The following is a 13755-nucleotide window of genomic DNA, read 5'->3' as shown; positions in this document are numbered from 1 at the left end:
CGTGTGCGTGAAGGAGAATTGTCGCACGAAAACCCGAGTGAGTTGGGTTAGCGAATCCCCGCACGTAAAAACGACTGCACGAACTGGCGCTGGAACAGCAGAAAAGCCACCAGCAGCGGCGCAATACTCAGCAGCGTGGCAGCGCTGACGGTGGCCCAATTGACGCCGGTTTCTGGCGCGGAGAACACGCCCAATCCCACCGTCAACGGGCGGCTCTCCACGGAGTTGGTCACTACCAGCGGCCACAGGAAGTTGTTCCAGTGGTGGCTGATCGACACCAGCCCGTAGGCCAGATAGGTGGGCTTGGCCAGCGGCACGTAGACCTTCCACAGGATTTCCAGCCAGCCACAGCCCTCGATACGAGCGGCGTCCTCCAGCTCTCGGGGGATGGTCTTGAAGGTCTGACGCAGCAGGAAAATGCCGAAGGCGCTGGCCACGTAGGGCAGGCCAATGCCGGTGATGGTATTGATCAGCCCCAGCTCGCTGGCGATACGGTAGTTTTCGACGATCAGCACTTCGGGAAACACGAACAGCTGAATCAGTACCAGCATGAACAGCAGGTTCTTGCCGGGGATCGGAAAGCGGGCAAAGGCAAAGGCGGCCAGCGTGCAGACCACGAACTGGGCCAGTACCACGCCGGTCACCAGCGCGAAGGTGTTCAGGTAGTAACGCGCAAAGGGGGCCTGGACCCAGGCGTTCGTGAAGTTGTCCAGCGTCAAAGGCGCCAGCAGGTCGAAACGTACCATGTAGGCGGGCGGGTGAATCGCGGCCCACACCGCGTAAAGCAGCGGAAAGATCCAGATCACGGCCAGCAGCCAGGCCGCCAGGGTTTCCAGGCGGGGCAGCGCCAGGGTGCGCCGTGGCGTCACCGTAAAAGAGGAGGTGCTCATTGGTAGTGCGTCCTGCGGTCCAGAATCGTGAACTTCAGTGTGGCCACCACCGCCAACACCAGCAGAATGACCACGGTGATGGTGGCCGCCATGGTGCGGTCGAAGAACGAAAAGGCGTTCTCGTAGACGTAATAAAGCAGCAGGTTGGTGGCGTTATTGGGCCCGCCCTTGGTCAGAATGAACAGGTGGTCGACCACCCGCACCGCATTGATCAGCGCGTTGATCAGCACGAACAGCGTGGTGGGCATCAGCAGGGGAAACGTCACTCGCCAAAAGAAGCTCCAGCGGCTCGTGCCTTCCAGGTCAGCGGCTTCCTTGAGCTCCGGGGGGATGGCCTGTAGCGCGGCCAGGTAGAAGATCATGAAAAAGCCTGCTTCTTTCCACACCGACATGACGATGACCGACCCCAGCGCCACGCCGGGGTCGCCCAGCCAGTTCACCCCGGCAAACCCCAGGGCGCCGAGCAGCTTGTTGAATAGCCCTATCTGCGGGGCGTAGAAAAACATCCAGATATTGGCGGCGGCGATCATGGGCAGAATGGTGGGCGTGAAATAGGCCATGCGAACCAGCCCGCGCCCAGGTAGGCGGGCATTGACCAGCAGCGCCATGCCCAGTGCCAGCGCCATGGAAGTGGGAACCGTGCCCAGCGCGTACAGCAGGTTGTTGCGGGCGACTTTCCAGAACGTCGGGTCGTCCATCAGCACGCGATAGTTGTCGAGCCCGACGAAGGCGGCGGGCTCGCCGCGAAAGCCGGGCAAAAAAAGGCTGTTGATCACGGTGGTGACCGTGGGCAAGTAGGCAAACGCAGTGAGCAGCAGCGCCGCTGGCAGAAGCAGCAGGGCGCCGTAAAGCTGCATCGTTCGATGGGCGTTCAGGTTCATGGAGCCGCCGTGATGAGAAAAAGCCGGGGCGAACCCCGGCGAGCATGGAAAGGTCCGCCTATCGGCGCTTACCGGGCATAGCGGCGCAGCGCCGCATCGGCCTCACGCTGGGCCTGGCTCAGCGCGTCGGCAGGGCTCATTTGCCCTGTCAGTGCGGCTTGCACGGCGTTATCCAGGGCTCGGCGCACGCGGCCACCCTGGTAGGTAGAGAGTTCGGCAGTGCCGTGTTCGAGCTGGTCCCGGGCCACGGCGGCAGGGGCGAATTCTTCCACGTAATGCTGCAATGCCTCGGTGTCATAGGCGGCGGGGCTGACGCCCATGTAGCCGGTTTCGATGGACCAGGCGGCGGCACGCTCGGGGGCGGTCATCCAGCGGATGAAGGTCATCGCTGCGCGCTGCTCCTCTTCACTGGCATCTTCGAAGATGTAGAAGTTGCCGCCACCGGTGGGGCTGCCGCGCTGGGTCTTCATGGGCAGCATGGCGACGCCAAACTCGAAATTGGCCTCGTTGCGTACCGCGGTCAGGTTACCCGTGGTGTGCCACATCATGGCGGTGGACTGCTCGAGGAAGTTCTGGCGCAGGGTACCCCACTCGATGGTGCCACTGGGCATGGCGTCATGCTCGGTGGCCAGCGACACCCAGTATTCGAGGGCTTCGATGGCGGCCGGGTCGTCAAAATAGACCTCGGTGCCATCGTCGTTCATCAGACGATGGCCGTTCTGGAAGGCAAAGGCCTGGAACATCCAGTAGGGGTAGCCGGTGGACGGTACCATCACGCCCCACTGTTCACCATTCGAGGCTTCGCGCACGGCGGCGGCCATCTCGGCCATCTCTTCCCAGTTTTCCGGCGGCGTTTCCGGGTCCAGGCCAGCGGCTGCAAAGGCGTCCTTGTTCCAGAACAGCACGATGGTGGAGCGCTGGAAGGGAATGCCGTAGGTCTTGCCATCCAACTGACCGTTCTCCATCAGGCCGGGGTAGAAGCCATCCAGCCACGCGCGCTCTTCCTCGGTGTCAATGAGGTCATCAAAGGCCACGATGGCGTTCTGCTCGATCAGCTCGTACAGGTCGATGGAGAACAGCACCGAGAGCTGAGGCGCATCCCCGGCTTCCATGGCGGACATGGCGCGTACTCGGGTGTCGTCGTAGTTGCCCGCGTAGATGGCTTCTACGTTGATGTCCGGATATTCGCTTTCGAATTCAGCCACCAGGCCATCGATCACGTCGGTCAGTGCGCCCCCCACCGACACCGGGTAGTACATCGTCAAATCGATGGTATCCGCCTGAACCTGAGCGGCGCCCAGTGCGCTGGCAAGCAGGGCGCCGGACATCAAGGGATGAGAAACTCGCATGGCTGACTCCTCGAAGAGTGGGTGATGTCGCAAGGGTTGTGGGGTGGTGAGCAAACTCAGTGCTGAAAAGAGCCCACCGTCGGCGGGCGCGGAATGGTGCGATACGGCGTGAGTTCCAGCGCCGACAGGTCGTCCCGGCGTGCGCCGGAGGGGGCGAACAGGTGAGCCTTGTCTGCCGACCAGAAAAGCCGACAGGGCTGGCCCGTCAGGCTGTGTTTGCCGCCCAGCCGCACACGCAGGGTGTGCTGCCCGACGCTCACATGGGCAATGGTGTCGGCGCCCAGATACTCTTCGCTTTCCACCTGGCCGGGCAGGCCAGCCGCCGAGGCCCCGCGCAGTTCGATATCCTCGGGGCGAATGCCCAACAGGCCGCCTGCCGCGGGCAACGGGGCAACGGGGGTGGTGGGTTCACCTTCGATCACCGCTCCCTGTTCCCCGGCCACCAGCGGCAGCAGGTTCATGGCCGGGCTGCCGATGAAGCTGGCCGCGAAGGCGCTGGCGGGCTGGTTATAAAGCTCGTCGGGTGTGCCGTCCTGCACGATATGTCCTTGTTGCATCAAGATCACACGGTCTCCCATGCTCATGGCCTCTACCTGGTCGTGAGTGACGTAAACCACCGTCATATCGAGTCGTGATTGCAGGGCTTTGATCTCCCTGCGCATATCGCTGCGCAGCCGCGCATCCAGGTTGGACAGCGGCTCGTCCATCAAACAGATGGGGTGTTCGGAAATGATGGCGCGCGCCAACGCTACCCGCTGGCGCTGGCCGCCGGAAAGCTGTGCCGGTTTGCGGTGCAGGTAATCCGTCAGGTCCACCAGCTCGGCCACCTGGGCCAGGCGCTGCTGCCGTTCTGCCTTCGCTACCTTGCGGCTGCGCAGGCCAAAGACGATATTGTCGGCCACGCTCAAGTGCGGAAATAGCGCATAGGACTGAAACACCATGCTCAGACCACGGTCGCCGGGCGGCAGGTGGGTCACGTCCCGTTCGCCGATATGGATGCGGCCACTGCTGGCGTCGTCCAGCCCTGCCAGCATGCGCAGGGTGGTGGATTTTCCACAGCCTGACGGCCCCAGCAGAATGACGAACTGCCCGGGCTGAATATCGAAGGAAATGTCGTTGACTGCCGTGGTCGCGCCCCAGTGCTTGGAGACGCCTGCCAGGCGAATGCGCGATTGGTTCATGGCTCTCATCCGTCATGCGTGGCGACGATCTAGAGTGAGAGCAAGGTGTTGCGTTTGTATGACGCCTGGATGTCAGGTTGATGTCGTGAGGCGGTCACGGGGTGATCTTGATGCCGTAACGCTGCAGGCGGCGCACGACGCTGGATTGGCTGATGCCCAAACGTTTGGCGATGGCATACGTGCTGGGCAGAGTGCTGCACAGTTGGCTCAAGGTCTCGCGCTCGATGCGCGCCAGGTACTCCTTCAGGCTTTCGTCCTGTTGCAGAGACGCTGCTGGGGACGTCAGCCACGCAGTGGGCAGCGGTGTGTCGGGTGGCTCAGAGGCCGAAGGTGCCGCGGGCGCTTCGATCTGGTCGCCGGGGCTTGAGAGCCAGGCTCTTTCCAGCCAGTTTTCCAGCTCCCGCACGTTGCCGGGCCAGTCGCTGCCCATCAGCGTCGACCAGGCCGGGTTACTGATGATTTTTTGGCGGCCATAGCGGTGGTTCAGCCGGGTCAGGCAGGCTTCCACCAGCACGGGAATGTCTTCGCGGCGCTCGCGTAGCGGGGGCAGCGTGATGGGGATGACGTTCAGACGATAGTAGAGGTCCAGCCTGAACAGGCCGGTTTCGACGCGTTTGGCCAAGTCCTGATTGGTCGCCACGACCAGCCGGAAGTTGACGCGACGAGCCCGCGTGTCGCCCAACCGGGTCAGGCTGCCATCCTGAATCACTTTCAGCAGTTTGGTCTGCATCAGCAGCGGCAGCTCGCCAATTTCATCCAGAAAGAGCGTACCCCCTTCGGCCTGCTCCAGCAGTCCGGCCTTGCCTTGCCGCGCGGCACCGCTGAAGGCGCCGGGCTGGTAGCCGAACATCTCCGACTCGAACAGGTTTTCCGGGATCGCCGCGCAGTTGACCTCGATGAACGGGCCATGATGGCGCTCGCTCCAGCGGTGGAGCTGCTTGGCAAAGGCCGTCTTGCCCACGCCGGACTCCCCCAGCATCAGCACGTTGGCATCCGATGGTGCCACGCGCTTGAGCAACAGGGCGATTTCCCGCATCACATGGCTTCTGACCTGAAGGTGGTCCAGCGCGTCATCCAGCGCTTGCTCTTCGGCATCGGGGGCGGCCTGGCTGCGTTTCAAGTGTTCACTAAAACGTTTTTGCAGCAAGGCGTATTCGTCCTGCAGCAGCTGAAGGTCGGTCAAATCCCGTGAGCGGCTGACAATGCGCTCCAGCTTGCCGTTGACGAACACGGGGTAGGCTTCGGCAATGACGCGGCGGCCCGTGCCGGTGATTTGCATTAGCTGAGCGGGCTGGCGAGTGCGGATGACTTCCATGGTGATGGACGGTTTCAGAATACCGGCGGCCTGGAGCTGTTGAACGCTGCTGGAAAGCAGCTCCTCCCGTGATACGCCGTATACCGCCTCGGCACCGGGACTGATATCCATAATCTGACCGTCGCCGCTGACGATAAAGAAGTGGTCATTGGCGGTTTCCACGATGGTTTGCAGTACGCGCCTGTCGATTTCACTCATGCGTTCCTCCTTATCTACCGCAGCCGCTTTTGTATCGTTGGATGAACAGGGTAATGCAAATATGACTCATTGATTCATTTTTGCATCGTTTCATTAGCGTTGCGATTCATTTTTGCATCAATGGGGCGGTAAACCTCCCTATTTATCAGCGCAGGTGACTTGGCATGGTCTGTGCAGTGGTCTGTGTATTGATCTGTGCATCAACGATGCATGAGCTGGATAAATCGCTGAAGCGCCAGGCCCGTCAGGCTGGCCACAATAAATCCAAGGAGAGAACGATGTCGGAATTCAATCAGCCGCTGGGCGGCAACACCATGCCGCGCTTTGCAGGCCCTGCCACCATGATGCGCCTGCCCACGCAACAGAGCGCAGCAGGGTTGGACGCGGCGTTCATCGGCATTCCCATGGATATCGGCACCTCCAATCGCCCGGGTACCCGCCTGGGGCCACGCCAGATTCGCGATGAGTCGTGCATGTTGCGCCCCTACAACATGGCCACGGGGGCGGCTCCCTTCGAGCGGCTTCAGGTCGCCGATATCGGTGACGTGCCCATCAACACCTTTCACCTGCCGAAAAGCGTCGACATCATCACCGCCTTCTACGACGACGTGCTGAAGCACGACTGCATTCCTCTGACGCTGGGGGGCGAGCACACGCTGACGCTGCCGATTCTACGCGCCATGGCCAAAAAGCACGGCCCGGTGGGCTTGATTCATATCGATGCCCATGCGGATGTGAACGAGCACATGTTCGGTGAGCCCATTGCCCATGGCACGCCGTTCCGCCGTGCCCAGGAGGAAGGGCTGCTGGCCCGTGACAAGGTCGTGCAAATCGGCCTGCGTGGAACCGGCTATGCCCCGGAAGATTTCGACTGGTGCCGCGAGCAGGGTTTCCGCGTAGTGCCCGCCGAAGAGTGCTGGTACCGCTCGCTGGCCCCACTGATGGCTGAAGTGCGTGAGCAAATGGGCGATACCCCGGTGTACATCAGTTTCGACATCGATGGTCTGGACCCTTCGGTCGCCCCCGGTACCGGCACGGTGGAAATGGGCGGGCTGACCTCTGCCCAAGGGCTGGAAATCGTGCGCGGTGCCGCTGGCTTGAACATCGTGGGCGGGGATCTGGTCGAGGTGTCGCCGCCGTACGACCCCAGCGGCAACACGGCGCTGATGGGCGCCACGCTGCTGTATGAAATGCTCTGCGTACTGCCCGCAGCGCAACGCCGCCCGTAAGCGCTGCCTGCAAAAGTGCCCTGCACCAAGCGCCGACCTGACAAGGCGCGGATGACAATACACAGGAAGGGGAGTGGTGCTCCCCTTCAGGACGCCGCCAGCCCACCTCCAATAATCACATCCAATAGGTGAACCGTATGTCACACTCTAAAGCGACGCCGGAAGCATCCGCTTCGTCCACGTCGATACCCCGCGCGCATCTGCTGAAGTTTCTGATTCCTTCGCTGATCGGCGTGCTGCTGTTTCTGATCCCTTTTCAGTTTGGTGAGACCGTCAATATCGGCATGGGGCTGATGGCCGATGGCCTGCAGACCCTGCTGGGTGGGGCGCTGCCTTCCATTGCGCTAGGCGTGCTGTGCGTTTCCGTGATGGTGACACTGTACGTCAAGCTGGCAAAGCCTGCCTGGGCACGGCAAGGCCACTTCAAGGAGATGTTCGATGTGGGCCCCGTATGGATTGCCATGCGCGTTCTGGGGGCCGTCTTCGTCATCATGACCTTTTTTCAGGTCGGCCCTGAGTTCGTGACGGCGTCCTTTACCGGCGGCGTGATGCTGAACGACCTGGCACCGGTGCTGCTGACGTTCTTCTTTTTCGCTGCGCTGCTGCTGCCGTTTCTGGTCGAGTTTGGTTTCATGGAGTTCATTGGCACCATGGTGCGTAAGCCGTTTCGCGTCATCTTCAACTTGCCGGGTCGCAGTGCCATCGATGCTACCGCTTCCTGGATGGGTTCGGGCACGGTGGGCGTGCTGATCACCTCGCAGCAGTACGAACAGGGCTTTTACAACGGCCGTGAAGCCTCGGTCATTGCCACCAACTTTTCGGTAGCGTCGATTGCGTTCAGTCTGCTGGTGGTCAATTTCGTCAATCTCAATCACCTGTTCATACCGTTCTACTTTACCGTCGTCGTATCCGGGTTGATCGCGGCGGTGATCGTGTCGCGTATCCCGCCGCTGTCGCGTAAATCCGATGACTACCACGAGCCGGTGGGCTGCCAGCTGAGCGAAGAGCGCACTGACAACGTGGGATTGCTGCGTTACAGCCTGCTGCAGGCCACCTGCCGTGCGGCGGGCGCACCCGGGCCAAAAGCGCTGGCCCGGCTGGCGCTGCTCAACGTCATCGACATCTTCCTGACGCTGTTGCCGCTGGTATTCGCGATTGGCACCGTGGCGCTGATTCTGGCCGAGTTCACGCCGCTGTTTACCTGGCTCTCGTACCCCATGGTGCCGGTGCTGGAGCTGCTGCGTATTCCTGAAGCCCAGGCGGCTGCACCTGCCACGCTGGTAGGCTTCGCGGACATGTTCCTGCCTGCGGTGCTGGCTACCAACATCGAAAGCGAGCTGACCCGCTTCGTGATTGCCTGCCTTTCCATGACCCAGTTGGTCTATATGTCCGAGATCGGTGCGCTGCTGCTCAAGTCGAAGATTCCCATCAAGTTCTGGGAACTGGCCGTGGTGTTCCTGCTGCGTACGGCCATTACGCTGCCGATCATTGCCTTCATGGCCCACACGTTTTTCTTCTAAGGGGCGATGCATGAACGAGTCGAAGACGATGTCCTGCGCCGACCTGTTGATCCACCTGCTGCGCGATACCTACGGCGTGCGAGCGCTGTTTGGCATTCCCGGCGTGCATACCGTGGAGCTGTACCGTGGCCTGGAGGGTAGCGAGGTGGCGCACATCACCCCGCGCCATGAGCAGGGCGCGGGGTTCATGGCCGATGGTTATGCCCGCGCCAGTGGCCAGCCCGGTGTTTGCCTGATCATCACCGGGCCGGGGATGACCAATATGGCCACTGCCATGGGCCAAGCCCTGGCGGACTCCATCCCCATGCTGGTGATCTCCAGCGTCAATCGTCGCGATACGCTGGGCCTGGGCCAAGGGCGGCTGCACGAACTGCCCAGCCAACAGCAGATGATCAGCGGCGTGGCGCGGTTCAGCCACACCCTGCTGGATGCCAGCACGCTGCCGGAGGTACTTGCCCGTGCCTTTGCCGTGTTCAACGGTGCTCGCCCAGGCCCGGTGCATATCGAAATCCCCATCGATCTGTTCAATGCACCCGTACCCGTGCCGACCAGTTGGCAAGCGCCAACGCTATACCGAGCGGCCCCCGACCCGGAAGGCGTGGCCGAAGCGGCTCGCTTGCTCCAGGCGGCGAAGCAGCCCCTGGTGCTGCTGGGGGGTGGCTGTGTGTCAACGCCAGAAGCCGCGCGAGCGCTGGTTGAGCAACTGGATGCGCCCACGGTGACGACCATCAACGCCAAGGGGCTGCTGGGCCGTGATCACCCGCTGGACCTGGGGGCCAATGCCGCGCTGCCTGCCGTCAGGGGGCTGGCTGCCAGTGCCGATGTGATTCTGGCCATAGGCACCGAGCTGGGCGAAACCGACTATGACGTCGTTTTCGACGACGGTTTTCACCTCAACGGCACGCTGATTCGAATCGACCTGGACCCCGAGCAATTGGTGCGCAATCAGCGCACCACGCTGGGTTTGGTGGGTGATGCCGGGCGCAGTTTAGAGCTTCTGCTTGAGCACTTTTCAGCGCCGCTGAAACGTCAGGGCGCCGAGCGAACGGCCGCTGCGCTAAACGCATTGGATTTGGCCAATGATCCTGCGTTTCGCGATTTCGTACCGCTTTATGCCGCGCTGGCCGACCACCTGCCTGAGGCCATCCTGGTCGGTGATTCCACCGCGCCGGTGTATGCCGGTAACCATCTGGTTAGCCAGCCTGCGCCCAGGCGCTACTTCAACGCCTCTACCGGCTACGGCACCCTGGGCTATGGGCTGCCTGCGGCACTAGGAGCACAGCTAGCCCGGCCTGATCTCCCCGTCGTCGCGCTGGTGGGAGACGGCGGGGTGATGTTTACGCTTTCGGAGCTTGCCACTGCGGTGGAAGCCCGCCTGCCAGTGGTCATCGTGCTATGGCACAACGCCGGTTATGAAGAGATTCGCCGCTACATGGATGCCAACGACGTGGCCCGCCTGGGGGTCGATATTCAAGCGCCCAATTTTCTCACCTTGGCCGAAGGCTTCGGCTGCCCCGGCATGCTGGTAGAGAGCCCCGACGAGCTTTCCAGAGCGCTTGCTCAGCGCGTGCCCAGCGGCCCGCTACTGATTGAAATCGACGCCGCTGCCTGGCAGCGGGCGTGCTCACTTCCCGACTAGGACGTTCCCATGCAGACTCTCGACCAGCAGTTCATCAATAATCAATGGGTCGCCTCGGCGGGCACTCGCCTGCTCGATGTGATGAACCCTTACCGCGAAGAGCGGATCGCGCGAGTGACCGGTGGCGATGCGGCAGACGTCGATGCGGCGGTGGCCGCTGCCCGGCAGGCACAGCCCGAGTGGCAGGCGTTGGGTGGGGCGGCACGGGCCGAGTATCTGACCAGGTTGGCCGAGGCGCTACAGGCACGTCGTGAGGTCTTGATGCAGCTGTCGGCGACCAACAACGGCAAACCGCTGGCCGAGGCAGGGATCGATCTGGACGATGCGATTGCCTGTTACCGCTATTACGCCGCCCAAGCCAAAGCGCTGGATGCGCGCCAAGGAGAGCGCGTCAGTCTCGAAATGGAAGGCGTAGAAGCCCGCACCTATCATGACCCTGTCGGCGTCGTGGGGCTGATTGCGCCCTGGAACTTCCCGCTGGTGACCAGCGCCTGGAAGCTGGCGCCCGCGCTGGCCGCAGGCTGTACGGTGGTGTTCAAACCCTCGGAAGTCACCCCGCTGCCCGAGCGGGTGCTGGCGGAGATCGCGCTGGACATTGGCCTTCCCGCAGGCGTGCTGAATCTGCTCAATGGCGACGGTGAAGGCATTGGCGCGCCGCTCACTCACCATGCAGGTGTGGATAAAATCTCCTTTACCGGCAGTAACCGCGTTGGCGAGGCCGTTATGCAGGCCGCCAGCGCGCGCACTGCGAGCGTATCGCTGGAGCTGGGCGGCAAATCCCCCATCCTGGTGATGGACGATGCCGACCCCGCCCAGGCCGCTGACTGGGTGATGGCGGGTATCTACTTCAACGCCGGGCAGATTTGCTCTGCCACCTCGCGACTGCTGGTGCACGAAGACGTTGCCGAGGCGCTCTACGCGGCGCTTGCCGAGCGTATGGACGCGCTGACGCTGGGAGACCCGCTCGCTGAAGGCACCGACCTGGGGCCGTTGACCAGCGCCAGGCAGCGCGATGCCGTACAGCGCTATCTCGATATTGCCGAGCAGGAAGGGCTGACGGTAGTGCGCGATGGGCGGCATCGCACGCTACCCACCCAAGGCTATTTTCTGGCACCCACGCTTTACCGCGATGTGCCGGTAGAGAGCCGTCTGTGGAAAGAAGAGATCTTCGGCCCCGTGCTTTGCGGTCGCAGCGTGGCAAGCGAGGCCGAAGCCATTCGGCTTGCCAATGACAGTGACTTTGGCCTCGCCGCCACGGTGATCAGCGGTGATCCAGAACGCGCCAAGCGGATTGGCCGCCAGCTGAAAGCGGGCAGTATCTGGTACAACAGCGAGCAGCTCGTGCTGCCCGAAACCGCCTGGGGTGGCTTCAAGCGCAGTGGAATCGGGCGCGAGCTGGGCCCTTGGGGGTTGAGTGCCTACCTGGAAGTGAAGCATGTGGTTGGCCCGGCGTAAGTCGCCAGGCCAACGCTTACGTCTGGTGGCGCAAAATGGTCGGCGCTGACCACTGCTGACACACGGGCATGACTTCCAGGCGGGTGATGTTGACGTGGGCAGGCAGGGAGGCCACGTGCAGCGCCTGCGCGGCCACGTCTTCTGGCTGGAGCGGCTGGGCGCCTTCGTAGTAGCGGTCTGCGACGCTCTGGTCGCCCTTCATGCGCACCAGGGTGAACTCGCTGGCCGTCATGCCGGGGGCCAGGTCCGTGACGCGAATGCCCAGCGGGCCCACGTCACAGCGCAGGTTATAGCTGAACTGCTCCACGAAGGCCTTGGTGGCACCGTATACATGGCCGCCTGGGTAGGGCGTATTGGCGGCAATGGAGCCCAGGTTGATGATCGTGGCCCCTGGGGTGGAAGCGCTCAGCAGCGGCAGCAGGTGCTTGGTGACGTTGACCAGCCCCTTGATATTGGTATCGATCATGCGATGCCAGTCTTCCAGCGATGCTTGCGGCGCCGGGTCCTTGCCCAGCGCCAGCCCGGCATTGTTGATCAGCGTTTGCACGCGCTGAAAGCGCTCAGGCAAGGCCGCCACAACTTCGGCCACCGCCTCGGCGTCGCTGACGTCCAAAGCCGCCGTATGGGTAGGCACGCGCCGTTCGAAGGTGGCCTGCAGCTGCGCCAGGCGGTCCTGGCGCCGCCCGGTCAATACCAGTGCCCAGCCCGCGTCGGCAAAAAGATGCGCGCATGCCAGCCCGATGCCGGACGTCGCACCGGTGATGAACACGACCTGCTCGGTTTCGTGCATGGAGAATACTCCCACATTGAATTGTTATGGAACCTCTCGGGGTAGCGCCATTGGGTAACGAACCCGAGCCCTTGAGTATCCATCTTTAGTCGCAGCCTTTCGCAGCGCCCTGGAAAAAGTGCCGCTATGAGGGACATTGCAGCCATCGTCATTGACGAAGCCTGCCTTCTCGAACGCCGATTTGAGCCGTTTGGCGGCTTGTTTCAAGATCGAAGCAGTACCACACCCAATAACGACAACCGTAGAGAGCCTTCCCATGCGGAAACAACTGCTTGCCACGCTGGCGACCCTGGGCATGCTGACGACAGTACCGTTCGTTCTGGCTAACCCGATCGAAATCCAAGTCAACAACACCATGAGCGAAGGCGGTTCCGAAAGCGCCGCCGTGGAGCGCTTTGCAGAGTACCTGGAAGAGCAGGCGCCGGGCCGCTTCAACGTTCGCCCTTTCCTGGCGGGCTCGCTGGGAGGCGAGGATGCCATTCTGGAATTGCTCAACCTCGGGCAGACCCAGCTTTCCATTACCGGCGGGAACTGGCGCCAGCAGTATGCGCCTGAGTACGACGCCATTACCGTGCCATTCGTGTTTGCCACCTGGGAAGAGGTGGATGCGTACATGGAGAGCCCCTCTGGGCAGGCGTTGATCGCGCAGGCCGAAAGCCAGGGCGGGCTCAAGTACTTTGGCACCCAGCATCGTGGGCCGCGCCACATGACCGCCAACAAGGCCATCGAAACCCCTGAAGACCTGCGCGGTTTCCGCATGCGCCTACCTTCGTTGCCCGTGTGGCTGGCGGTATGGGAAGAGATAGGTGCCCAGGTGGTCAACGTGCCTGCTCCGGAGATCTACCTGGCCATGCAGACGCGCCAGGTAGACGGTCATGAAAACTCGCTCTCTTCGCCATATACCCGGCGCTTATGGGAAGTGCAGGACCACATCATTCTGACCAGCCACGTGCAGTTCCCGTGGAACTGGGTGGCCAGTTCGCGGTGGTGGAACGGCCTGGAAGAAGACGATCAAGCGCTGATCGAAGAGGCCATTCACGTGGCGCGAGCCCATGGCTCCGAGCGTGAGCGCGAGCTGGACGAGTACTACCTCGGCGCGCTGGAAGAGCAGGGCATGACCATCATCGAACCGGATATCGAGGCGTTCAGAAACGCTGCGTTGCCTGCCATCGAGCGGGTCATGGCCGATATGGCCGATGGCGTGAGCGAGGACGCCCTCGGGCATCAGGGCGAATGACGCGCTAGCGCCAACGCGTTGGGTTCAGCCACGGGGGTGCCCGACACCACCGTGGCCGTGGATTGCGAGAT

The 13755-nt window shown here is 62.3% G+C and carries 11 protein-coding genes; 5 read left to right on the top strand and 6 right to left on the bottom strand.

Annotated elements, in window-relative coordinates; all coding sequences use genetic code 11:
- Positions 1–47: 47 nt before the first annotated feature.
- The 5 genes from IE091_RS08990 to IE091_RS08970 form a co-directional block, all read right to left on the bottom strand.
- Positions 48–890, bottom strand: a complete 843-nt coding sequence (locus IE091_RS08990) for a carbohydrate ABC transporter permease (protein ID WP_189463464.1) — start codon at positions 888–890, stop codon at positions 48–50.
- Complete coding sequence (locus tag IE091_RS08985; RefSeq protein ID WP_096922054.1) at positions 887–1771, bottom strand: carbohydrate ABC transporter permease; 885 nt, start codon at positions 1769–1771, stop codon at positions 887–889. Before IE091_RS08985 ends, IE091_RS08990 begins: the two co-directional genes overlap by 4 nt.
- Before the next feature lie 68 nt (positions 1772–1839).
- Positions 1840–3099 carry an ABC transporter substrate-binding protein gene (locus IE091_RS08980; protein ID WP_422822525.1) on the bottom strand — a complete coding sequence of 420 codons (1260 nt, stop codon included), beginning with the start codon at positions 3097–3099 and terminating at the stop codon, positions 1840–1842.
- 77 nt (positions 3100–3176) lie between these two features.
- Positions 3177–4301, bottom strand: a complete 1125-nt coding sequence (locus tag IE091_RS08975) for an ABC transporter ATP-binding protein (RefSeq protein WP_189463462.1) — start codon at positions 4299–4301, stop codon at positions 3177–3179.
- A 94-nt stretch (positions 4302–4395) separates the two neighbouring features.
- Positions 4396–5814 carry a sigma-54 interaction domain-containing protein gene (locus IE091_RS08970; protein ID WP_189463461.1) on the bottom strand — a complete coding sequence of 473 codons (1419 nt, stop codon included), beginning with the start codon at positions 5812–5814 and terminating at the stop codon, positions 4396–4398.
- A 278-nt stretch (positions 5815–6092) separates the two neighbouring features.
- Between IE091_RS08970 and speB the strand changes: the two genes are divergently transcribed.
- From speB to IE091_RS08950, 4 genes are all read left to right on the top strand, one after another.
- Entirely contained in the window at positions 6093–7043 is a 951-nt protein-coding gene (gene speB, locus IE091_RS08965) for an agmatinase (RefSeq protein WP_189463460.1), read from the top strand.
- 137 nt (positions 7044–7180) lie between these two features.
- Entirely contained in the window at positions 7181–8563 is a 1383-nt protein-coding gene (locus tag IE091_RS08960; RefSeq protein WP_189463459.1) for a YjiH family protein, read from the top strand.
- A gap of 10 nt (positions 8564–8573) precedes the next feature.
- Positions 8574–10202, top strand: a complete 1629-nt coding sequence (locus IE091_RS08955) for a 5-guanidino-2-oxopentanoate decarboxylase (protein ID WP_229800796.1) — start codon at positions 8574–8576, stop codon at positions 10200–10202.
- A gap of 9 nt (positions 10203–10211) precedes the next feature.
- Positions 10212–11657 (top strand): aldehyde dehydrogenase family protein, encoded by a 1446-nt coding sequence (locus IE091_RS08950; protein WP_189463458.1) that lies wholly within the window; start codon positions 10212–10214, stop codon positions 11655–11657.
- Between the two features lie 16 nt (positions 11658–11673).
- On the opposite strand, the gene IE091_RS08945 is transcribed toward IE091_RS08950, so the two are convergent.
- Entirely contained in the window at positions 11674–12447 is a 774-nt protein-coding gene (locus IE091_RS08945) for an SDR family NAD(P)-dependent oxidoreductase (RefSeq protein WP_189463457.1), read from the bottom strand.
- Between the two features lie 256 nt (positions 12448–12703).
- Here IE091_RS08945 and IE091_RS08940 point away from each other — a divergent pair, with 256 nt between their 5' ends.
- Positions 12704–13684 (top strand): TRAP transporter substrate-binding protein, encoded by a 981-nt coding sequence (locus IE091_RS08940; RefSeq protein ID WP_189463456.1) that lies wholly within the window; start codon positions 12704–12706, stop codon positions 13682–13684.
- Positions 13685–13755: the final 71 nt, after the last annotated feature.

Source organism: Vreelandella hamiltonii (assembly GCF_014651775.1).
GTDB lineage: Bacteria > Pseudomonadota > Gammaproteobacteria > Pseudomonadales > Halomonadaceae > Vreelandella > Vreelandella hamiltonii.
Note: the sequence above shows the minus strand (reverse complement) of the source record. Positions and strands in the feature narration are given on the sequence as shown.